The following is a 22,566-nucleotide window of genomic DNA, read 5'->3' on the forward strand; positions in this document are numbered from 1 at the left end:
ACATAAAAGCATCAAGAGAGGCTGACATGAACTTCCAGCAATTGCGCTTCGTGCGCGAGGCCGTGCGTCAGAACATGAATCTGACGGAGGTCGCCAACGTGCTCTATACGTCTCAGTCGGGCGTATCGAAACAGATCAAGGATCTCGAGGACGAACTCGGCGTCGATATCTTCATTCGCCGGGGCAAGCGTCTGACCGGTCTCACCGAGCCGGGCAAGGAAGTGCATCAACTGATCGAGCGCATGCTGCTCGACGCCGAAAACCTGCGGCGCGTCGCGCGCCAGTTCGCGGATCAGGACAACGGCCATCTGGTTGTCGCGACCACGCACACGCAGGCGCGTTACGCGCTGCCGAAGGTGATTCGCCAGTTCACCGAGGTGTTCCCGAAGGTGCATCTCGCGCTGCGCCAGGGCAGCCCGCAGCAGATCGCGCAGATGATCATCAACGGCGAGGCGGATATCGGCATCTCGACCGAGGCGCTCGACCGCTATCCGGACATCGTCACGTTCCCGTGCTATTCGTGGCATCACACGGTCGTGGTGCCGAAGGATCATCCGCTCGTCGGACGCGAGAACATCACGCTGGAGCAGATCGCCGAGTATCCGATCGTCACCTACGATCAGGACTTTACCGGCCGCTCGCACGTCGACCAGGCGTTCGCGAGCGCGGGCGCGCTGCCCGATATCGTGCTCACCGCGATCGACGCCGACGTCATCAAGACGTATGTGGAACTGGGCATGGGCATCGGCATCGTCGCGGCGATGGCGTATGACGCGAAGCGCGACACCGAACTCGTCGCGCTCGACACGCAGCATCTGTTCGAGGCCAGCACGACGCGGGTCGGTTTGCGCAAGGGCGCGTTCCTGCGCGCGTACGCGTATCGGCTGATCGAAATGTTCGCGCCGCAACTCGATGAGGCGCAGATCGCGGCCCAGCTTCGCGAAGCGGCGTGATCCCGGCGTAAAACCCATGCCGGCTGATTTACAATCGCCGGCATGAATACTTCCTCTCTCCCTCGCATCGCCGTGCTGGCAACGGGCGGCACCATCGCCGGACAGGCCAGCGATGCCTCGAAGACGGCGGGCTACAAGGCAGGCGTCGTCGGCGTCGACAAATTGCTCGATGCCGTGCCTGCGCTCGGTTCCGTCGCCCGCATCCACGCCGAGCAGATCGCGAGCATCGACAGCAAGGACATGAGCGCCGCGTTGTGGACGACGCTGAGCCGCCGTGTCGCCGCGTTGCTCGCGCAGGACGATATCGATGGTGTCGTCGTCACGCACGGCACCGATACGCTCGAAGAAACCGCCTATCTGCTGCATCTGACTGTGAAGAGCGCGAAGCCCGTCGTGCTGACGGCCGCGATGCGCCCATCGACCGCGCTTTCCGCCGATGGCCCGTTGAACCTGCTCAATGCGGTGACGGTGGCGGCTTCGAAGGATGCGGCGGGGCAGGGCGTGCTGGTCGCGTTCAATAACCAGATTCACAGCGCGCGCGATGTCACCAAGACGAGCACTTACGCGGTCGATGCGTTTCGCTCGCCTGAAACGGGCGCGCTCGGGTTCGTGCAGGATGGGCGCGTCGAGTTTCAACGCACAGTCGTGCGGCCGCATACCCTTGCAAGTGAATTCGATGTGGCCGCCGCGCAGTGGCCGATGGTCGAGATCGTTGCGAGTTACGCGGATGTGTCGCGGGTGGTGGTCGATGCGCTCGTTGCTGCGGGCGTGAAGGGCATCGTCGTGGCGGGCACCGGCAACGGGTCGATGCATGCGACGCTTACTCAGGCGCTGGTCGATGCTGCGAAGCAGGGCGTTGCAGTGGTGCGCGCGTCGCGCGTGGGGGCGGGGCATGTGATGCGCAACGGCGCCGCGAATGACGATGCGCTCGGGAGCATCAGTGCGGGGACGCTCAACCCTTATAAGGCGCGGGTGTTGTTGATGCTTGCTCTGGCTTCGGGGGCTGACGACCTGCAGCGTGTTTTTGACATGTACTGAAAAAAAACGCGGACCGAAGTCCGCGTTCGAATAGTCGCAAACAAAAGAAATTCAGTTCGCCGCCGGAATCCGCAGCACCTGGCCGGGATAAATCTTGTCCGGATTCTTCAGCATCGGCTTGTTCGCCTCGAAGATCACATCGTTCTTCGAGCCATTGCCATAATATTTCTCGGCAATCTTCCAGAGATTGTCACCTGACACGACAGTGTAATACTGCGACTCAGGTTCGGAATTCGGCACGGTCAGTTGATCGTCCACCTTGTCGACGTGCTGGACGTTACCCGCAGCCACAAGGATCTTCTCCTTCGTAGCCTGATCCGGCGCCTGACCCGAAACGGTCACAGTATGCGACGCGCCGTCATATTTCACATCGAGATTGTCCGCGTTGAGGCCTTGCGAGCGGATGTACGTCGCGATGGCTTCGCCCGCTTTCTGGTTCAGCGCAGCGACATCGACAGGCGCTGGAGCCGCCTGTGCGCTCGGCGTGGCTGCGCCGAAAAGTTTTTCGCCTGCTTCCTTGATAAAGCTGAGGATTCCCATTGTTCAACTCCTTTGATTAACGGTAGTGACACGGCCCGCGAAGTCTAGGCAGATTAGTCGCGATCACCACCAGATAGTTCTGAGTTTCAACAAAAGGATTTGTAGCACCGCTCATGCGTGAGCGGTAGGACGCAAATTGCAACAATCCGACGCGGACACCCGACGACAAACCGTCTGACCGACCAAGGCTTACCCGGCGCACCGCCGGGTGCCGCTCTCGGACCCCACTATTGCCGCCCTCAGCCCAGAGCGACAGTTGTCCCGCGTGCCCATACGCGGGACGCCCCACGGTTCAGATGACGATGCGAATCACGCAGCAGCCTTGGCTTGCTGCGGCTCATCGGCCACCTGGAAGTTCGACATGATTTCGAGCGCACGCACGAGCGCCGAGTGGTCCCACGCCTTGCCGCCGTTCGCGGCGCACACGCTGAACAATTGCTGCGCGCTCGCCGTGTGGGGCAGGGCGAGGCCCATCTTGCGCGCGCCGTCGAGCGCGAGGTTCAGGTCCTTCTGATGCAGTTCGATACGGAAGCCCGGATTGAACGTGCGTTTCGTCATGCGCTCGCCGTGCACTTCGAGAATGCGCGACGACGCGAAGCCGCCCATCAGCGCTTTACGCACGCGCTCCGGATCGGCGCCCGAGCGTGCCGCGAACAGCAGCGCTTCAGCGACCGCCTCGATGTTCAGCGCAACGATGATCTGGTTCGCGACCTTGCAGGTCTGGCCCGCGCCGTTGTCGCCGATGAGCGAAATGTTCTTGCCCATCAGATCGAAAAGCGGCTTCGCGATGTTGAACGACTTCTCCGGACCGCCGACCATGATCGTGAGCGTCGCTTCACGCGCGCCGACTTCGCCGCCGGACACCGGCGCGTCGAGATAGTCGCAGCCGAGCGCGTTGATCTTCTTCGCGAACTCCTGCGTCTCGAGCGGGGCGATCGAGCTCATGTCGATGACGAGCTTGCCCTTCGAGAGACCATTCGCGACGCCATCGTCGGCGAACAGCACATTGGCGACATCGGGCGTGTCGGGCACCATCGTGATGACGATCTCGCTGGCTTGCGCAACCGCGCTCGAATCCGCGACGACTTGCGTCTGCGCGCGGATATCGTCGGGCACGGGGAACTTGCCGTTCACGACGAGCGAGTGGCCGCCCTTGATGAGGTTGCGCGCCATGTGCGCGCCCATGATGCCGAGGCCGATGAAACCGATCGTTGCCATACTTCGAGCTCCTCCTGTGTGTCAGATTTACGCGGCAGCCGTGGCTTTCACGCCGCCGATGCTTTGCAGCCAGCCGAGGCCCGCTTCCGTGCCGTTGAGCGGCTTGTACTCGCAGCCGATCCAGCCTTCATAGCCGATCTCGTCGAGCAGCCCGAACAGGAACGCGTAATTGATCTCGCCCGTGCCCGGTTCGTTGCGGCCGGGGTTGTCGGCGAGCTGGATGTGCGCGATCTGCGGCAGGTTCTTTTTGATCGTCGCGGCGAGCTCGCCTTCCATGCGCTGCATGTGATAGATGTCGTACTGGAGGAACAGGTTGTCGGAGCCGACCGCGCGGATCACGTCCAGTCCTTCCTTCGAGCGGTTCAGCGCGAAGCCCGGAATGTCGTATCCGTTGCACGGCTCGACCAGCAGCCTGATGCCTTCTTTCTTGAGTGCTTCAGCGGCAAAGCGCAGATTCTCGATGATCGTCGCGCGCGCCTGTTCCGCCGATACACCCGCCGTCGGAATGCCGACGAGGCAGTTCAGTTGCGGCACGTTCAGCGCCTTCGCATATTCGATCGCGCGCGGCACGCCTTCGCGGAATTCCGCGACGCGATCCGGCAGGCAGGCGATGCCGCGCTCGCCCGCTTCCCAGTTGCCCGCGGGCAGGTTGTGCAGAACGATCTGCAGGTCGTTGTCCTTCAGACGCGTCTGGATATCACTGATCGAGAACGCGTACGGGAACAGGAACTCGACCGCCTTGAAACCCGCGTTCGCCGCCGCCGCGAAGCGGTCGAGGAACGGGACTTCGTTGAACAGCATGGTCAAATTCGCGGCAAATTTCGGCATTGTTCTTTCCTGATGGTCGGTCAGTGGATATACCCCGCGCGTTCCTTGCGTGAACGCGCGGCGGCATGGCTCAGTCGAGCGGCGTGACGGCAGTCGGTGCATCCGCCTTCGTTTCGGCGAGTTCCTCGAACTCGTTGATCGCGTCGATCTCGGTGCCCATCGCGATGTTGGTCACGCGCTCGAGAATCATCTCGACGACCACCGGCACCTGATGTTCGGCGGCCAGTGCCTGCGCCTGCTTCAGCGCCGGAGCGATGTCTTCCGGCTTGTGCACGCGCAGTGCCTTGCAGCCCAGGCCTTCGGCCACCGCGACGTGATCCACGCCATAGCCTTCGAGTTCAGGCGCGTTGATGTTGTCGAACGCGAGCTGCACGCAGTAGTCCATGTCGAAGCCGCGCTGCGCCTGACGGATCAGGCCGAGATACGAGTTGTTCACGACCACATGCACGTACGGCAGCTTGAATTGCGCGCCGACCGCGAGCTCTTCGATCATGAACTGGAAGTCGTAGTCGCCCGAAAGCGCGACGATCTTGCGTTGCGGATCGGCCGCACGCACGCCGAGCGCCGCGGGGATCGTCCAGCCGAGCGGGCCGGCCTGGCCGCAATTGATCCAGTTGCGCGCCTTGAACACGTGCAGGAATTGCGCGCCAGCGATCTGCGACAGACCGATCGTCGTGACGAAGCAGGTATCGCGGTCGAACGCGAGGTTCATCTCTTCGTACACGCGCTGCGGCTTCATCGGCACGTTGTCGAAGTGCGTCTTGCGCAGCATGGTGCGCTTGCGCTGCTGGCAGTCCGCGACCCATGCGCCACGATCCTTCAGCTTGCCGGCGGCCTTCCATTCCTTCGCCACTTCGACGAACAGTTCGAGCGCGGCCTTCGCATCCGACACGATGCCGAGGTCCGGTCCGAACACGCGGCCGATCTGCGTCGGCTCGATATCCACGTGCACGAACTTACGGCCCTTGGTGTACACCTCGACGCTGCCGGTATGGCGATTCGCCCAGCGGTTGCCGATGCCGAGCACGAAGTCGGAGGCGAGCATCGTCGCGTTGCCGTAGCGGTGCGACGTCTGCAAGCCGACCATGCCGGCCATCAGAGGGTGATCGTCGGGGATCGCGCCCCACGACATCAGCGTCGGAATCACGGGCACGCCGAGCGTTTCCGCGAACTGCACGAGCAGGTCTTCCGCCGCTGCGTTCAACACGCCGCCGCCGGAAACGATCAACGGCTTTTCGGCGTCGTTCAACATCGTCAGCGCCTTTTCGATCTGCGCGCGCGATGCTTTCGGCTTGTAGACCGGCAGCGGTTCGTACGTGTCGATGTCGAATTCGATTTCGGCAAGCTGCACGTCGATCGGCAAGTCGACCAGCACCGGACCCGGACGGCCCGAGCGCATCAGATGGAATGCCTGCTGGAACACGCGCGGCACGAGCGCCGGTTCGCGCACGGTGACGGCCCACTTCGTGACCGGCTTGGCGATCGATTCGATATCGACGGCCTGGAAGTCTTCCTTGTAGAGACGCGCGCGTGGCGCCTGGCCGGTGATCGCGAGAATCGGAATCGAATCCGCCTGGGCCGAGTAGAGGCCGGTGATCATGTCCGTACCCGCCGGGCCCGACGTGCCGATGCAAACGCCGATGTTGCCGGGCGCGGCGCGGGTATAACCTTCGGCCATGTGCGATGCGCCTTCGACGTGGCGCGCCAGCACGTGGCTGATGCCGCCCGACTTCTTCATCGCCGAGTAGAACGGATTGATGGCCGCGCCCGGCACGCCGAACGCGGTATCGATTCCTTCTTTTTCCAGCACGAGGACGGCTGCGTCGACGGCTCTCATCTTGGGCATGGTTGTCTCCTTCCTGGGGTCTTGATCCGAAATGGCTGTCTGCATTCAAGCAGGGTTCCGTTGCACTTTAAGTCTGTGAAAAAGGTTTGATAAGATCAGCCGAAGTCGCTTTTTCCCAAACAAAAAGTATGGAATGCCCGTTCCGCGCGGTCTGGCGGCTGGAGACGAGAGATGGACCGCTTCAAGCAGATAGAGACATTCGTGCGCGTGGCCGAGGCGGGGAGCCTCGCCGCGGCGGCGCTGGAGGAGGGCGTGTCGCCGGTGATACTCGGGCGGCGCATCGACGCGCTCGAAAAACGCCTCGGGGTAAAACTGATGTATCGCTCGACGCGGCGGCTCGTCGTGAGCGAAGAGGGCGCGGCGTTTCTCGACCGCTGCCGGAATCTGCTGTCGGAATGGGATCAGGCGGAAAACGAGCTCGCAGCGGGACGGCGCGCGGTGGGCGGGCATCTGATCGTGTCGGCGCCGGCGGCGTTCGGGCGCATGCACGTCGCGCCGCATGCACCCGCGTTCCTCGCAGACAAGCCCGAACTGCAGATGTCGTTCAATCTGACCGACCGCGTCGTCGATCTGGTGCGCGAGGGTTACGATCTGTCGATACGGATCGGCGGGGCGGTCGATCCGAACTTCGTCGCGGTGAAGCTGGCCAGCAACCGGCGCGTTGTGTGCGGCACGCCTGCCTATTTCAAGAAGCACGGCAGGCCGAAAGCGCTCGAAGACTTGCCGAATCACAATTGCCTCGCGTTCAATCTGCAGGGCGGCCAGAATCGCGGCTGGTATTTCCGGCGCAACGGCAAGGTCGTGACCGTGCGCGTCACCGGCAGTCTCGATTGCAACGACGGCGAGTTGCTGCACCGCTGGGCGTCGGAGGGACTAGGGCTCGGCTGGCGCTCGACGTGGGAGATCCAGCGGCAACTGGAATCGGGCGAGCTGGAAACCGTGCTCGACGAGTTCGAACTTCCCGATTACGACATCCTCGCGGTGTATCCGCAGCAGCGCTACGTGCCGGCGCGCGTGCGCTACTTCATTGATTATCTTAAGGAAATCTATGCGCAGCCGGGTTATTGGAGCCGTCGTCTGACGCTGCCCGGAGAACCGCAGCCAGAGTACGCGCACGGGCGCTAACTGCTTGAAAACGCGATCGAAATTGCATTTGCGTGAGCGTCTGTAAAAAGCTATAATCTTTGGCTTCTCACTTGCCGCACCGGTCCGACGCCCGGGTGGCTTATATCCACAAGGAGTGAATATGCGTCATTACGAAATCGTATTTATCGTGCACCCCGATCAGAGCGAGCAAGTGCCCGCAATGATCGAGCGCTACAAGGGCACGATCACGTCGCACGGTGGCCAGATCCACCGCATCGAGGACTGGGGCCGTCGCCAACTGGCCTACATGATCGAGAAACTCGCGAAGGCTCACTACGTCTGCATGAACATCGAATGCGACCAGACCACGCTCGAAGAACTCGAACACGCGTTCAAGTTCAACGACGCCGTTCTGCGTCACCTCATCGTCAAGATGAAGAAGGCCGAATCCGGCCCGTCGCCGATGATGAAGGAAGTGCAGCGCGAAGAAGCCAAGAAGGCGGCCAGCCAGCCGTCCGAAGCGCAGGCTTAAGGACAGTTTCGAACTGTCAAGCCACCAGGAACGAACACTTTAAGTGAACCGGCTGCAACTGACAGCAAGCGTCGTGGAACGCGAACCGGTGCGGTACACGCCGGCCGGCATTCCGATCGCAAGCTGCACGTTGCAACACGCGGCAGAAGTCGTCGAAGCGGGCATCGCCCGAAAGATCGAACTGACACTGCAGGCGGTCGCAGCCGGAGAAGCGAGCGGCAGGCTGGAAAGCTGTCCGATGGGCGTCGAAACACGCTTCACCGGCTTTCTGGCGAAGAAAAGCCGCAACGCGCGAACCCTGGTGTTTCACATCACAGAATTGCAGGACATTGGAAAGGACTAATCATGCCCCGCCCGACTGGTAAGAAATTCGACAAGCGTCGTCAGCAACAAAACCCGCTCTTCAAGCGCAAGAAGTTCTGCCGTTTCACGGCAGCCGGTGTCGAGTACATCGACTACAAGGACACGGAAACGCTGAAGGACTTCATCGGCGAAAACGGCAAGATCACGCCGGCTCGTCTGACTGGCACGAAGGCGCACTATCAGCGCCAGCTCGACACGGCAATCAAGCGCGCGCGTTTCCTCGCGCTCCTGCCGTACACCGACCTGCACAAGGCCTAATCAGACGACGCACTAAGGAAAGCCAAAAATGCAAATCATTCTTTTGGAAAAGGTCGTCAACCTGGGCAACCTCGGCGATATCGTCAAGGTCAAGGACGGCTACGCACGCAACTTCCTGATCCCCGGCAAGAAGGCTCGCCGTGCCACGAAGGACGCAATCGCTGAATTCGAAGTTCGCCGCGCCGAACTCGAAAAGGTCGCCGCTGAAAAGCTGGCAGCCGCGCAGGCTCAAGGCGAAAAGCTGAGCGGTTTTACCGTTCAGATCTCGCAGAAGGCTGGCGTCGACGGCCGTCTGTTCGGTTCGGTCACGAACGCGGACATCGCTGAAGCGCTGAAGTCGCAAGGTTTCGCGGAAGTGGAAAAGGCGCAAGTGCGTCTGCCGCAAGGCCCGCTGAAGATCGTCGGCGACCACGCAGTTCAAGTCGCGCTGCACACGGACGTCCTCGTCGACGTCACGGTGTCGGTGCTCGGCGAGCACGCGTAAGTTTCAGGCGAGGCCTCGCGCCTCGCGAGCAGGAAAGAAGGGCAGGAACCAAGGGTAAAAACCCGCCGGTTCCTGCCTTTTTTGTTTGTCTGAACATAACAACGACCGCGTCATTTCGTTGATAATTCCACCCCATGAACGCTCCGTCCAAAGACCCGCAACTCGACGCGCTGAAGGTCCCGCCGCATTCGATCGAAGCCGAGCAATCCGTGATCGGCGGCTTGCTGCTGGACAACGCCGCATGGGACCGTATCGCCGATGTCATGCATCAGAGCGATTTCTATCGCTATGACCATCGCATCATCTATGAGCACATCGGCAAGCTGATCGCGGCGACGCGCCCGGCGGACGTGATCACCGTCCACGAAGCGCTCACGATGGCCGGCAAGGCCGAGGAAGTGGGCGGGCTCGCCTATCTGAACGCGCTCGCGCAGAACACGCCCAGCGCGGCGAATATCCGCCGCTATGCGGAGATCGTGCGCGATCGCGCCGTGCTGCGCCGTCTCGTCTCGGTCGCGGATGAAATCTCCGCCGACGCCTTCAATCCGCAAGGCAAGGAAGTCCGTCAGATTCTCGACGAAGCCGAAGCGCGCGTGTTCTCCATCGCCGAAGACGGCGCACGCGGAACGCAGGGCTTTCTGGAAATCGGGCCGCTGCTCACGCAGGTCGTCGAGCGCATCGACACGCTGTATCACACGGCCAATCCGAGCGATGTGACCGGCACGCCAACAGGCTTCGTCGATCTCGACCGCATGACCTCGGGCATGCACGGCGGCGAACTGATCATCGTCGCGGGCCGCCCGTCGATGGGTAAAACCGCGTTCTCGATGAACGTCGGCGAATATGTCGCGGTGGAGTACGGCTTGCCCGTCGCGGTGTTCTCGATGGAAATGCCGGGCACCCAGCTTACGATGCGTATGCTCGGCTCGGTCGGCCGGCTCGATCAGCACCGCATGCGTACGGGCCGTCTTACGGACGAAGACTGGCCGAAGCTCACGCACGCCGTGCAGAAAATGAGCGAGGCGCAACTTTTCATCGACGAAACCGGCGGCCTGAATCCGATGGAGCTGCGCTCGCGCGCGCGGCGTCTGTCGCGGCAATGCGGCAAGCTCGGCCTGATCATCGTCGATTACCTGCAGCTCATGTCCGGCTCGGGCGGCGGCGAAAACCGCGCAACCGAAATCTCCGAAATCTCGCGCTCGCTCAAAGGCCTCGCGAAGGAACTCGACGTGCCGGTGATCGCGCTGTCGCAGTTGAATCGCGGTCTCGAACAGCGGCCGAACAAACGTCCGATCATGTCGGACTTGCGCGAATCGGGCGCTATCGAGCAGGACGCGGACGTGATCCTCTTCATCTACCGCGACGAAGTCTACAATCCCGACAGCCCCGACAAGGGCACCGCCGAAATCATCATCGGCAAGCAGCGTAATGGTCCGATCGGGCCAGTGCGCCTCACTTTCCACGGTCAATACACGAAGTTCGACAACTTCGCCGGCGCACAGAACTTTTACGGCGGCGAGTAAAAGCCGTCTACCGCATCCGCTGTCAAGTCCTCGCATTGTCACAAGCCGCGCGTCAGGCACGCGCGGTGCGGCGGCTGATGTGCGCAGGTACAATATGACAGTTTGATGTATGTCTCAAAATTGACCCACTTAGCGGGAATTTCATGTTCGGTCGTTTCATGCCCACCGAGGGCAAATTCTTCGAGATCTTCAACGCGCACGCGAAATGCATGGTCGATGCAAGCCACGAGCTCGAACTGCTGATCGATAACCTCGACGACGCCGAGGTTCACAAGCAGAACGTGCAGGCAAACGAAAAGCGCGCCGACAAGCTCACGCACGAAACCATCGATTTGCTGCACAAGACGTTCATCACGCCGCTCGACCGCGACGAAATCCACAAGCTCATCACGACGATGGACGACATCCTCGATCTGATGGAGGACGTCGCGACGGCCATTTCGCTGTACGACGTGCGCTCGGTGACGTCCGAGGCGAGCCAGCTCGCGCATATCTGCACGGGCACGGTCACGCGCGTGCAGAAGGCCGTCGAATTGCTGGCGGACATGAAGCGCGCAAGCGAGATTCTGAAGATCTGCGAAGAAATCGACCGTCTGGAGTCGGATGCCGACCGCGTGCTGCGTTCCGCAATGTCAAAGCTCTTCCGCGAGGAAGACGACGTGAAGACGCTCATCAAGCTGAAGGCAATCTACGAGCTTCTCGAGACGATTACCGACAAGTGTGAAGACGTGGCGAACATCATCGAAGGCATCGTGCTGGAAAACGCCTGATCAAGCCGTCCGAGCCCCCGGCGCGCGGCAGGCCCGCGCGCGGCGGGGCACCAAAAAACCGGGACGACAAACCGGCAGCGCAAAACGAGACCGGTCAAAACAACACCAACCGATGCATTCGATTCAACTCGCCATCTGGGCAGTCGCCTTGCTCGTCATAGTCGCACTCGCGTTCGACTTCATGAACGGCTTTCACGACGCCGCCAATTCCATCGCGACGGTCGTTTCGACCGGCGTGCTCAAGCCACAGCAGGCGGTCGCGTTCGCTGCGGCGTTCAACGTCATCGCGTATTTCATCTTCCACCTGAAAGTCGCCGCGACTGTCGGCAAGGGCACGATCGATCCGCAAATCGTCGATCACTACGTGATTTTCGGCGCGCTCGTCGGCGCGATCGGCTGGAATATCGTCACCTGGCATTACGGTATTCCGTCGAGTTCGTCGCACGCGCTGATCGGCGGTCTGGTCGGCGCGGCGCTCGCCAAGTCGGGCTGGGCGTCGCTCAACTGGGACGGGCTGCTCAAGACGGTTGCGTTCATCTTCATCTCGCCGCTGCTCGGCTTCGTGCTCGGCTCGTTCTTCATGCTGCTGGTGTCGTGGCTGTACTTCCGCACGCCACCCTCGAAGGTCGACCGGCGTTTTCGCCGCATGCAGCTCGTCTCGGCCGGTCTCTATTCGCTCGGCCACGGCGGCAACGACGCGCAGAAGACCATCGGCATCATCTGGATGCTGCTGATCGCGAGCGGCTACGCCTCGGCAACCGCCGATGCGCCGCCGGTCTGGGTCATCGGCCTGTGCTATCTGTCGATGGGCCTCGGCACGCTCTTCGGCGGCTGGCGCATCGTGCGGACGATGGGACAGAAGATCACCAAGCTGAAACCGGTCGGCGGTTTCTGCGCGGAGACGGGCGGGGCGATCACGCTGTTCGTCGCGTCCTTCCTCGGCATTCCCGTTTCCACGACGCACACGATCACCGGCGCGATCGTCGGCGTCGGCGCGACGCAGAAGTTTAGCGCGGTGCGCTGGGGCGTCGCGGGCAATATCGTGTGGGCGTGGATTCTGACGATTCCGGCTTCCGCCGCGCTCGCGGCGGCCGGCTGGTGGGTCGGCCACCAGTTCCTGTAAGCGTTGAACCTTGCCTTCGGCCCCGCACCGCGTCGGGGCCGAAGCGCATCAGATGATCGGCGACGACACTCCGTCCATCGGAATGATCGCGCCCGATACGTAACTCGCGCGGCGGCTCGCCAGAAAGAGCGCCACGTCGGCAATTTCCTCAGGCTTTGCGTAACGTCCGAGGGGCACTTTGGCCTGACTCTCGGCGAGCACCTGATCGCGCGTGACGCCTTGCCGTTTCGCTTCCAGTTCGAGCGCTTCCTCGACGCGCTCGGTGAGCGTCGCGCCCGGATTGATCGCGTTGATGCGAATGCCGAGCTTCGCGTAGTGATGCGCGAGACCGACGGTATTGAGCATCAGCGCCGCATTGGCCGCGCCACCCGCGATATGAATGTCCGTCGCGATCTTCCCGCCCATTCCCACGATATTCACGATGGCGCCCGGCTCGGCCTTGGGATCGTTGCGCAGGCGCTCTGCCATGCGCTTCAGCACGACCTGCTGAGGATAGACATAAGAGAAGTATTTGGCGTCCATGGCCGCCTTGTAGGCGGCGGCGTCGAGCGTGTCGGGATCGTAGCGTCTGGCCGCGCCGGCGCTGTTGATGAGAATGTCGATCGGTCCCAGCGCGGCGCTCGCTTCCTCGACGACATCTTCGGCGCTGTGCGCTTCATGCAAGTCGGCGCGCGCGAGATGAATATGATGTCCGACGCTGGCCAGTTGTTCGCGGGCGCGGGCGAGATTCGCGGCATCGCGCGAGACGATCGCGACTTTCGCACCCTCGCTCGCGAACGCTTTCGCACATGCAAATCCGATTCCCTTGCTGCCGCCCGTGATCAGGACGACCTTGCCCGCGAGTCCCAGGTCCATGGTGTTGCGCTCCGTCGACGAATGATCGAAACACGATAGCAGAGACGCGCGGCGCGCGTCAGTTCGTGCCGGTCGCGAAGCGGGCGATGGGATCGTCGGTCGGAGCCGGGCGTGGCGCGGCGAGCGAGCCGGTGGAGGCGCGCATCACGCGCACGGGCGGTTCAACTGGATCGGCTGTCGCTTGCGCGGTGCGCGCCTGCTGGCGTGCCGCGTTCGATGACGGAGGTGGCGGCTCGAAGGCATCGGCGGCGGCCTGAATCGGATCCGGCGCGGCGCTGGTGGCGACGGCCGCTTGAGGCGCGGTCGCGCCTGCGGCTTGCGACTGGCGTTGCGCGGCTGTGAGCGTGGAGGGCGGTGGTTCGAACGCGTCGGCGTTTGCCGGCGTTGGCGTCGGCGTTGGCGCTTGCGCGGGAACAGGCGATGCCAGATAAACCGGCGCGTCGAACGGCGCAGGCGCGGACTTCGGCGGAGCGACGCGGCGGATGCCGTCGAACCGTTTTGCCCAATAGGGATTGGTCAGATAGTCGAGCCGCACGGTGCCGCCCGTCGACGGCGCATTCACGAAGCGCAGCTTGCCCACATAAATGCCGACATGCGAATGCGGCCGTCCGGTCGTGTTGAAAAAGATCAGATCGCCCGGTGCGACGCCGTCCGGTTCGATCGATTCGCCACGCGAACTCATTTCGGCCGTCGTGCGCGGCAGATTGACCGACGCCGCGCGATCGACGACGTATCGCACGAGCCCGCTGCAATCGAAACCGGCTTCGGGCGTATTGCCGCCCCAGCGATAAGGCACGCCGACGAGCGACATCGCCTGGATGGAGATTTCCTCGCGCCCGACGCTGTGATCGACGAAGGTGGGGAAACCGGCCGGCGGCTTGTAAGTGCGATTCGCGTTCGCACCGGCGGCAGGCTGACGTGCCACCTGCTGCGGCGCGCTGCCACACGCGGCGAGCAAAACGGTAACGAGAAGCGGCAGCCAGATTCGACGCATTGCAGATAGCGAGCAAAAAGTCGCCAGGAAGGGCAGTGTGCCGATACTAGCCCGCCGAACGGGCGTGCGGCAAGATGTCCTGAGGTTTTACATGAAGTTTGTGCCGTAAGTGTTGCAAGCGGGAAACGTCGGACGAAAAGAAAACGGCCCGGTGGATCGCTCCACCGGGCCGTCTTATCCGCAATGAATGCCGGGCGCTTACAGAATGTCGGACGCGTAATCGGCCAGACGCGAGCGCTCGCCGCGCGCGAGCGTCACGTGACCGCTATGCGTCCAGCCCTTGAAGCGATCGACCACATACGTGAGCCCCGAACTGCCTTCGGTCAGATAAGGCGTGTCGATCTGCGCGATATTGCCGAGGCACACGATCTTCGTGCCCGGACCCGCGCGCGTGACGAGCGTCTTCATCTGCTTCGGCGTCAGGTTCTGCGCCTCGTCGATGATCACGTACTTGTCGACGAACGTGCGCCCGCGCATGAAGTTCATGCTCTTCACCTTCAGGCGCGAGCGGATCAGCTCCTGCGTCGCGGCGCGCCCCCATTCGCCGGCGGCATCGTCGGTTTTCTGCAGCACTTCGAGGTTGTCGTCGAAGGCGCCCATCCACGGTTGCATCTTCTCTTCCTCGGTGCCCGGCAGAAAGCCGATGTCCTCGCCGACCGGCACCGTCGCGCGCGTCACGATGATTTCGTTGTAGCGTTTGTCGTCGAGCACCTGCGCGAGGCCGGCGGCGAGCGCCATCAGCGTCTTGCCGGTGCCCGCCTGGCCGAGCAGCGTGACGAAATCGACTTCCGGGTTCATCAACAGGTTCAACGCGAAGTTCTGTTCACGGTTGCGCGCCGTGATGCCCCACACGTTGTTCTTGTGATGGCCGTAGTCGCGCAGCGTCTGCAACAGCGCGGTCTTGCCGTTCAGCTCGCGCACCACCGCGTGGAACGACGGCTCGCCGTTCTGCGGCTCCAGATACACGAACTCGTTCACGAGCATCGACGAACACAGCGGCCCCGTCACACGGTAATACGTCGTGCCGGTCTTGGTGTCCTGCCAGCTCTCCATGCCCTTCGCGTGCCGGGTCCAGAAGTCCTGAGGCAGCGCGCGCACGCCGGAGTAGAGCAGGTCCTTGTCTTCCAGAACCTGATCGTTGAAATAGTCTTCTGCCGGCAGCCCGAGCGCATGCGCCTTGATCCGCATGTTGATGTCTTTCGACACCAGCACGACCTGACGATCCGGACGCTCCTTCTGCAACGCGCGCACGACGCCGAGAATCTGGTTGTCCGCCTTGCCGACGGGCAAGCCTTCCACCGGTTCGATGTCCGTGAGCGTCGTCTGGAAGTAGAGGCGGCCGAGCGCGTCCCGGTTGCCTTGCGCGGCCAGCGGAATGCCTTCCGTCATCTTGCCCGCGTTGGCGACGAGCGCATCGAGCGTGCGGCTCACCTGACGCGCATTGCGCGCCACTTCCGACATGCCTTTCTTGTGATTGTCGAGTTCTTCCAACGTCATCATCGGCAGATAGACGTCGTGTTCCTCGAAACGGAACAGCGAGCTCGGATCGTGCATCAGCACGTTGGTGTCGAGCACGAAAAGCTTGCGCAATTCGGCTTCGGCCGTCGTGCCCTTGCGGCGTTTGTTCTGCGCGCGCGTGTCTTTCGCGGCGGACGGAGCCGCTGCCTCGGGCGCGACCGGCGTTTCGGCGCGCTCCGTGCGCGCTTCGACGGGTTCCGGCGCGGTGCGCGCGGCCGGCACCGGCTGCAGCAGCGCCGCGGTCTGTTTCGATTTTCGGCCGCGCGCGGGCGCAGGCGACGGTGCGGCCGCTTCCACATGCGGTTCGGCCGGAATCTGGGTGAGCACGTCGCTCGCTATCGAGCGCAGCGTGTGCGCGGCGTTCGTGGCGGGACGCTCCGCGGCGACGGTCTCGACCGCGCCGTACGCGTCGTCATCGCTCGCCGCGGCTTGTTTCTTCGACTGTTTCGAAGGCCGGGCTTTGGCCTTGTATTCTTCAGCCGGAAGGAGATGGCCGAGCTTGGCCGGGGCGGTAGGCAAAGGCATGGTGTTCCCTCGAAGGAATCGGGTCGTATATCGTGCGCCGCCTGTCGCATCCTGCCCGTACGCCCTCGCAGCGAAACGGTTCCCGCAGTTTGCGCCCGGCGGCGCGCTTCATTGTCGAAATCGCCGGTTCGCCTAAGTTTCGATCTGCTCCTTGGGGTTGCGTCCACTGGTCATCGCGCCAGCGTTCAAGACGTGGTTTTTGTGCGACGCCAATAAAAAAGCCGCCGTTCCGACTACCGGAACCAGCGGCTGACTTCTGCTTCGGAGCACCTGCGCCGTGCCGTCTCCACGTAGCCCGGATCCATGCCGACCGTGCCGGCAGGCACACGGCGGCTCGCGCTACAAAGAATGGGTTGGACTGGACAGGCGCTCATTGCGAACCAATATAGCGTGCCTCAAATTGCTTGTACAGCCTCGACAATAGCCTCTACGTGGCCCGGCACCTTGACACCGCGGAACTCGCGGCGAAGCACGCCTTTCGCGTCGATGAGGAAGGTCGAGCGCTCGACGCCGCGCACTTCCTTGCCATACATTTTCTTCATTTTGATGACATCGAAAAGCGAGCAGATGGCTTCGTCGCCGTCCGAAACCAGCGTGTAAGGCAGTTCCAGCTTCGCCTTGAAGTTGTCGTGCGATTTCACGCTGTCGCGCGAGATGCCGACGATTTCCGCGCCCGCCGCCTTGAACTGGTCGTAGTGGTCGCGAAATTGCAGGCTTTCGGTCGTGCAGCCCGGCGTGTTGTCCTTCGGGTAAAAGAAGAGCACGACCTTACTGCCGCGCAGGTGCGAAAGCGTGAACTCGCCACCCGTCGCGGGTGCGGTGAAGTCGGGAACGGGCTGGTCGACTGCGACTGACACGAAAGTTTCTCCGGTTGTTCTGGTTTGTTGGTGAGAAAAAACGCCGAGACCCGACGATGAGCCGCGCAAGCGCCACGCGCCGATTCAGCCGGGCTGGACGATCAGTTCGCCCGCGCGTCCCGGGATCTCGCCCCACGTCACAGGGTACGTGGGCAGCGTCGCGCGGTCCAGCGTCGCATGGTAGTCGCCCATGGTGGCGAAGGTATGTCCCTGCGCGCGCCAGCCGGCGAGCAATTGTTCGAACACCGGCGCGAGCTTCTGGCCTTCGAGTTCGGCGTGCAGCGTGAACACCTGATCGTGCGGGTTGTTCTCCGTGTGCCGCAAGAGACGCGCCGCGACACTGCTTTCGTCGACGCCGTCCACGCCCAGGATTTCGTCGAGCGTCGGCAGCGTGGTGGGCATCTGGATGTGATCGAGCGTGCGGCCGTCGAGCACGGGAATGTACGGCGTGTGCCCGCGCCCGTCGGATGCATAGCGCATGCCCCACGCATCGATCTGCTCGAACGCGTAGCCGTTCATCTGCCAGCCGGCCGCGCCGTGCGTGACGGGCGGCGCGCCGAATATCTCGATGAAGCGCGCATGGCTCTGCTGCATCTGCGCGACCGTCCACGCGCGGTCGCGCGCGCGCACGTTGTCCTGCCAGTAGACGTGATCCCACGTGTGGATTCCGCATTCGAAGCCGGCTTCGTGGATCGCGCGCATCTCGGACACGGCTTCACGGCCGATATCCGGTCCCGGCAGCAGCACGCCGTACATGAGCGTCTTCACGCCGTAGTGCTCGACTACAGACGTGCGCGACACTTTCTTCAGAAAGCCCGGCCGGAACACGCGCCGTAGCGCCCAGCCGGTGTGATCGGGGCCGAGGCTGAAGAGGAACGTCGCGCGGGCGCTGTACTTGTCGAGCAGGCGCCCGAGGTTGGGTACGCCTTCGCGCGTGCCGCGCAGCGTATCGACGTCGATCTTGAGAACGATGCGGGCCACGCCTGGTTCCCTTGCTTAAGACTGCTCGACGAGCTTGCGGGCTTCGCCCACATGGCCGCGATACGCTTCGAAGATCTTGCGCAGCGCGTCGTCCATGGACGCTTGCGGCGCCCAGCCGAGTTCCTGCATCGTGTTGTCGATCTTCGGCACGCGGTTCTGCACGTCCTGATAGCCGTTGCCGTAGTACGCGCCAGACGAGGTCTCGACGAGTTGCACTTTCTTCGCGTTATCCGAGTACTCGGCGTACTCGTTGGCGAGCGCGAGCATCTTGTTCGCGAGTTCGCGCACCGAGAAGTTGTTGGTCGGATTGCCGATGTTGTAGATCTTGCCCGACGCCACGCCGTTCTTGTTCTCGATGATCTTCATCAGCGCGCCGATGCCGTCGTCGATATCGGTGAACGCGCGCTTCTGCGCGCCGCCGTCGACGAGGCTGATGTTCTCGCCCCGCACGATATGGCCGAGGAACTGCGTGACCACGCGCGACGAACCTTCCTTCGGCGTGTAGATGGAGTCGAGGCCCGGGCCGATCCAGTTGAACGGGCGGAACAGGGTGAAGTTCAGCCCTTCCATGCCGTAGCCCCAGATCACGCGGTCCATGAGCTGCTTCGAGCACGCGTAGATCCAGCGCGGCTTGTTGATCGGGCCATAGGACAGAACAGAGTTTTCCGGATCGAACTGCTCGTCCGTGCACATGCCGTACACCTCGGAGGTCGAAGGAAACACCAGATGCTTGCCGTACTTCACCGCCGAACGCACGATCGGCAGATTCGCTTCGAAGTCGAGTTCGAACACGCGCAACGGCTGCTTCACGTAGGTCGCGGGCGTGGCGATGGCGACGAGCGGCAGGATCACGTCGCACTTCTTCACGTGATACTCGACCCACTCCTTGTTGATCGTGATGTCGCCTTCGAAGAAATGCATCCGCTCGTGATTCGCGAGGTCGCCCAGGCGATCGGTTTGCATGTCCATCCCGAACACTTCCCAGTCGGTGGTTTCGAGGATGCGCTTGGACAGGTGGTGGCCGATGAAGCCATTGACGCCCAGGATGAGAACTTTTTTCATGAATGACGAGAGGATTGAATGATGCGGCCGAATTCGGCGGGTTCGATGAGGCGCTCTTCGTCCACGGGTTGCGAATCGGCGTCGAGCCTCCGATGACGCAACTCGTGGATGGCGATGACGCGGCCATCGCCGCAGACGCCAAACAGCGCATTATCCGCCACCCGCAGGCCCGGGGGCAAACCCCGCAGCTCACCGAGTCTTCCGGGAGAGACGCCTGGCGCGCCCGTTTCAGGCACGAGCCGCGCCCGCGCGACGATGAATCGGTCCGCGCCGATATCCGTGAACGCACCCGGATAAGGCGGCGCGACCGCGCGAATCAGGTTGTAGACGCGCTGTGCCGGCTGCGCCCAGTCGATGCGTCCGTCTTCGGGCTTGCGCCCGCCATAGTAGCTGCCGGACGCGAGATCGTTCGGCAGATGCGGCGCTTCACCGGCGAGCAGCGCGGGCAGCACGCGCCAGAGCGTCTGTTCGGCGGCGACGACGGTCTTGTCGAAGACGAGCGCCGCGGTGTCGTCGGGAAGAATGGGCACGGGCGTCTGCGCGAGGATCGCGCCGGCGTCGGGCTTCTCCGCCATCTCGTGCAGCGTCGCGCCGCTTTCGGTTTCGCCGTTGAGCACGGCCCAGTTGGTCGGCACGCGGCCGCGATATTTCGGCAGCAGCGAGCCGTGCATGTTGTACGCGCCGCGCCTCGCGAGCCCGAGCAGCGATACCGGCAGCATGTGCCGGTAATAGAACGAGAAGATGAAGTCCGGCGCGAGTGTTTCGATCGCGTCATAGAGCTCGGGCGATTTTGGGTCGGCCGGCGTGATCGTCTCGATGCCATGTTCCGCCGCGACCTGCGCGACGCTGCCGAACCAGATGTTCTCGCTCGCGCTGTCTTCGTGGGTGACCACGAGCGCGACGTCGACGCCGCGCGCGAGCAGCACCTGCAGACAGCGCACGCCGACATTGTGATAGGCGAATACGACTGCGCGCGGCTTCATCGGCCGTCTTCCTCGCGGCCGACGACGGCCACGCGCTGCACCGGTTCCTGCAGCGGCTTGGTGGCGGAAGGCAGGCCGTCGCGCTGTTCGAGGATCGTCTGAACGAGATAGCGCGGCCGCGCGCGCACCTGCTGATAGATGCGGCCGATATATTCGCCGAGCAGCCCGAGCGCGAAGATGATCACGCCGAGCATGAAGAACGTAATGGCGAAGAGGGTGAACACACCCTGGACTTCCGCGCCGAACATGAAGCGGCGAATCACCAGCAACAGGAACAGACCCGCCGAGCCGACCGACAGAATCACGCCAATGAACGACAGCCATTGCAGCGGCACGACCGAAAAGCCGGTGACGAGATCGAAGTTCAGGCGGATCAGGCTGTAGAGCGAGTACTTCGATTCGCCCGCGAAGCGTTCCTCGTGCGCCACGTCGACTTCGATCGGGTTCTGCGCGAAGGTGTACGCGAGCGCGGGAATGAACGTGTTGATCTCGCCGCAACGGTTGATCGTATCGATGATATGCCGGCTGTACGCACGCAGCATGCAGCCCTGATCGGTCATCTTGATCTTGGTGATGCGCTCGCGCAGGCGGTTCATCGCGCGCGACGCCTTCTTGCGCCACAGACTGTCCTGACGCTGCTGACGGATCGTGCCGACGTAGTCGTAGCCCTCGCGCATCTTCTCGACGAGCTTGGCGATTTCCTCGGGCGGATTCTGCAAGTCGGCGTCGAGCGTGACGACGATCTCGCCGCGCGACTGCTCGAAGCCCGCAAGGATGGCCATGTGCTGGCCGTAATTGCCGTTGAGCAGAATGACGCGCGTGGTGTCGGGCCGCACGTGAAACTGCTGCGCCAGCAATGCAGCCGATTTGTCGCGGCTGCCGTCGTTGATGAAGATCACCTCGTACGACGTATTCAGCGCGTCCAGCGCCGGATACAGACGCTGGAAGAGGGCGGCGAGGCCGTCTTCCTCGTTGTACACCGGGATGATCACCGAAAGCTCGGGGGAAGTTGCCGGAAAATCAATATGACTCATGTTGCGCCGCTTGTCCCTGGGTTACCCGTTGCGCTTCGAATCGCCTGCGAACTGTTCGCAGATCTCGTCGATCGTTTTCACGACGTGCGTGACATCGTCCGTGCTCATCAGCGTGAAGAGCGGCAATGTCACCGTCGACGCGCCATAGCGCTCCGCATGCGGGAACATGCCTTCCGTGAAGCCGCGCGCGCGATACAGCGTGAAAAGATGCAGCGCCGGATAGTGAATGCCCGTGCCGACGCCGCGCTCCTTCATCTCGCCCATGAATTCCGCGCGCGTGAGCGTCAGCTTCTCGAGCGGCAGCGCGATCTGGAACATGTGCCAGTTGCTGTCGGTGAAATTGCGCGGCGGCAGGCCGACGCCGAGCTGCACGGCGGCGCCGCCTTCGAACGCGTCGAAGTAGGCGCGCGCGAGTTCGCGACGCTTTTCGGTGAAACGTTCGATGCTGCGCAACTGGCCGAGACCGACGCGCGCCGCCACGTCCGTCAGGTTGTACTTGCCGCCGAGCACGTCGCAGTCCATGCCGTCGAAGCCCGTGCGCGTGATGCCCTGCAGCCGGTATTTGCGCGCGAGTTCCGCTTCGTCCTCGTTGTTGAGCACGAGTGCGCCGCCTTCGATCGACGTGACGTTCTTGTTGGCGTGGAAGCTGAACGACACGATGTCGCCGAGCGCGCCGATGCGCTCGCCCTTCCAGGTCGAGCCGAACGCCTGCGCGGCGTCCTCGATCACGCGCAGCTTGTGGGCGCGCGCGATCTCGTAGAGTCTGTCCATGTCCACCGGCAAACCCGCCAGATAGACCGGCATGATGGCCTTCGTGCGCGGCGTGATCGCGCGTTCGAGCAGGTTCAGGTCGATGTTGCGCGTGACCGGATCGATATCGACGAACACCGGCGTCGCGCCCACTTCGAGAATCACGTTCGCTGTCGACACCCAGGTCATCGGCGTGGTGATCACTTCGTCGCCCGGACCGACGCCCGCGATGCGCAGGCCGATTTCCATCGTGCAGGTGCCCGAGTTGAACGCGCGCACCGGGCGGCCGCCTACATAGGCCGACAATTCGGCTTCGAACTGCTGATTCTGCGGGCCGGTCGTGATCCAGCCCGAGCGCAGCACGTCGACGACACCCTGAATGGTTTCTTCATCGATCTCGGGCTTGACGAAAGGCAGAAACGGCCGCGTTGTTTGAGTCATGGAC

At 62.8% G+C, this 22,566-nt stretch carries 23 protein-coding genes; 10 read left to right on the forward strand and 13 right to left on the reverse strand.

Translation table 11 applies throughout. The features are described from left to right. Positions 1 to 26: 26 nt before the first annotated feature. Positions 27 to 953 (forward strand): CysB family HTH-type transcriptional regulator, encoded by a 927-nt coding sequence (locus NK8_RS06705; protein WP_162065546.1) that lies wholly within the window; start codon positions 27 to 29, stop codon positions 951 to 953. Between the two features lie 42 nt (positions 954 to 995). Further along, complete coding sequence (locus tag NK8_RS06710; RefSeq protein ID WP_213228264.1) at positions 996 to 1,991, forward strand: asparaginase; 996 nt, start codon at positions 996 to 998, stop codon at positions 1,989 to 1,991. A gap of 51 nt (positions 1,992 to 2,042) precedes the next feature. Here NK8_RS06710 and lysM read toward each other — a convergent pair whose 3' ends face one another. From lysM to gcl, 4 genes are all read right to left on the reverse strand, one after another. Continuing rightward, a complete protein-coding gene (gene lysM, locus NK8_RS06715) occupies positions 2,043 to 2,531 on the reverse strand; it encodes a peptidoglycan-binding protein LysM (RefSeq protein ID WP_213228266.1) in 489 nt (162 codons plus the stop codon). 309 nt (positions 2,532 to 2,840) lie between these two features. Then, positions 2,841 to 3,749, reverse strand: a complete 909-nt coding sequence (locus NK8_RS06720; RefSeq protein ID WP_162065549.1) for a 2-hydroxy-3-oxopropionate reductase — start codon at positions 3,747 to 3,749, stop codon at positions 2,841 to 2,843. A gap of 27 nt (positions 3,750 to 3,776) precedes the next feature. Further along, entirely contained in the window at positions 3,777 to 4,577 is an 801-nt protein-coding gene (gene hyi / locus NK8_RS06725) for a hydroxypyruvate isomerase (protein WP_213228268.1), read from the reverse strand. A 70-nt stretch (positions 4,578 to 4,647) separates the two neighbouring features. Beyond that, positions 4,648 to 6,423, reverse strand: a complete 1,776-nt coding sequence (gene gcl, locus NK8_RS06730) for a glyoxylate carboligase (RefSeq protein WP_061176184.1) — start codon at positions 6,421 to 6,423, stop codon at positions 4,648 to 4,650. 171 nt (positions 6,424 to 6,594) lie between these two features. Between gcl and NK8_RS06735 the strand changes: the two genes are divergently transcribed. From NK8_RS06735 to NK8_RS06770, 8 genes are all read left to right on the forward strand, one after another. Continuing rightward, complete coding sequence (locus NK8_RS06735; RefSeq protein WP_213228270.1) at positions 6,595 to 7,548, forward strand: LysR family transcriptional regulator; 954 nt, start codon at positions 6,595 to 6,597, stop codon at positions 7,546 to 7,548. A gap of 121 nt (positions 7,549 to 7,669) precedes the next feature. After that, positions 7,670 to 8,041 (forward strand): 30S ribosomal protein S6, encoded by a 372-nt coding sequence (gene rpsF / locus NK8_RS06740; RefSeq protein WP_162065553.1) that lies wholly within the window; start codon positions 7,670 to 7,672, stop codon positions 8,039 to 8,041. A gap of 43 nt (positions 8,042 to 8,084) precedes the next feature. Continuing rightward, a complete protein-coding gene (gene priB, locus NK8_RS06745; protein ID WP_007000151.1) occupies positions 8,085 to 8,384 on the forward strand; it encodes a primosomal replication protein N in 300 nt (99 codons plus the stop codon). 2 nt (positions 8,385 to 8,386) lie between these two features. Then, positions 8,387 to 8,662 carry a 30S ribosomal protein S18 gene (gene rpsR, locus NK8_RS06750; protein ID WP_007000150.1) on the forward strand — a complete coding sequence of 92 codons (276 nt, stop codon included), beginning with the start codon at positions 8,387 to 8,389 and terminating at the stop codon, positions 8,660 to 8,662. Positions 8,663 to 8,690: 28 nt separating this feature from the next. Next, positions 8,691 to 9,146 carry a 50S ribosomal protein L9 gene (gene rplI, locus NK8_RS06755; protein ID WP_061176181.1) on the forward strand — a complete coding sequence of 152 codons (456 nt, stop codon included), beginning with the start codon at positions 8,691 to 8,693 and terminating at the stop codon, positions 9,144 to 9,146. 134 nt (positions 9,147 to 9,280) lie between these two features. Further along, complete coding sequence (locus NK8_RS06760; protein ID WP_162065554.1) at positions 9,281 to 10,669, forward strand: replicative DNA helicase; 1,389 nt, start codon at positions 9,281 to 9,283, stop codon at positions 10,667 to 10,669. Positions 10,670 to 10,812: 143 nt separating this feature from the next. Continuing rightward, positions 10,813 to 11,439, forward strand: a complete 627-nt coding sequence (locus NK8_RS06765; RefSeq protein WP_162065555.1) for a DUF47 domain-containing protein — start codon at positions 10,813 to 10,815, stop codon at positions 11,437 to 11,439. A gap of 112 nt (positions 11,440 to 11,551) precedes the next feature. Next, a complete protein-coding gene (locus NK8_RS06770; protein ID WP_162065556.1) occupies positions 11,552 to 12,562 on the forward strand; it encodes an inorganic phosphate transporter in 1,011 nt (336 codons plus the stop codon). Between the two features lie 48 nt (positions 12,563 to 12,610). On the opposite strand, the gene NK8_RS06775 is transcribed toward NK8_RS06770, so the two are convergent. The 9 genes from NK8_RS06775 to NK8_RS06815 form a co-directional block, all read right to left on the reverse strand. After that, positions 12,611 to 13,417, reverse strand: coding sequence for an SDR family oxidoreductase (locus tag NK8_RS06775; protein ID WP_061176177.1), 807 nt, complete (start codon positions 13,415 to 13,417; stop codon positions 12,611 to 12,613). Positions 13,418 to 13,475: 58 nt separating this feature from the next. Then, the gene (locus NK8_RS06780; RefSeq protein ID WP_213228272.1) at positions 13,476 to 14,411 is read right to left on the reverse strand and encodes a C40 family peptidase; all 936 of its coding nucleotides are present in this window, start codon (positions 14,409 to 14,411) and stop codon (positions 13,476 to 13,478) included. Positions 14,412 to 14,609: 198 nt separating this feature from the next. Next, entirely contained in the window at positions 14,610 to 16,454 is a 1,845-nt protein-coding gene (locus tag NK8_RS06785) for a PhoH family protein (protein ID WP_213228274.1), read from the reverse strand. A gap of 395 nt (positions 16,455 to 16,849) precedes the next feature. Further along, a complete protein-coding gene (locus NK8_RS06790) occupies positions 16,850 to 17,311 on the reverse strand; it encodes a peroxiredoxin (RefSeq protein WP_213228276.1) in 462 nt (153 codons plus the stop codon). An 84-nt stretch (positions 17,312 to 17,395) separates the two neighbouring features. Further along, a complete protein-coding gene (locus tag NK8_RS06795; RefSeq protein WP_213228279.1) occupies positions 17,396 to 18,292 on the reverse strand; it encodes a polysaccharide deacetylase family protein in 897 nt (298 codons plus the stop codon). A 15-nt stretch (positions 18,293 to 18,307) separates the two neighbouring features. Further along, a complete protein-coding gene (locus NK8_RS06800; protein WP_061176172.1) occupies positions 18,308 to 19,354 on the reverse strand; it encodes a bifunctional UDP-4-keto-pentose/UDP-xylose synthase in 1,047 nt (348 codons plus the stop codon). Then, positions 19,351 to 20,337 (reverse strand): formyltransferase, encoded by a 987-nt coding sequence (locus NK8_RS06805; RefSeq protein WP_213228280.1) that lies wholly within the window; start codon positions 20,335 to 20,337, stop codon positions 19,351 to 19,353. Before NK8_RS06805 ends, NK8_RS06800 begins: the two co-directional genes overlap by 4 nt. Next, positions 20,334 to 21,371, reverse strand: coding sequence for a glycosyltransferase (locus NK8_RS06810; protein ID WP_162065564.1), 1,038 nt, complete (start codon positions 21,369 to 21,371; stop codon positions 20,334 to 20,336). Before NK8_RS06810 ends, NK8_RS06805 begins: the two co-directional genes overlap by 4 nt. A 21-nt stretch (positions 21,372 to 21,392) precedes the next feature. Continuing rightward, entirely contained in the window at positions 21,393 to 22,562 is a 1,170-nt protein-coding gene (locus NK8_RS06815; protein ID WP_213228281.1) for a DegT/DnrJ/EryC1/StrS aminotransferase family protein, read from the reverse strand. Positions 22,563 to 22,566: the final 4 nt, after the last annotated feature.

The organism is Caballeronia sp. NK8 (genome assembly GCF_018408855.1).
GTDB lineage: Bacteria > Pseudomonadota > Gammaproteobacteria > Burkholderiales > Burkholderiaceae > Caballeronia.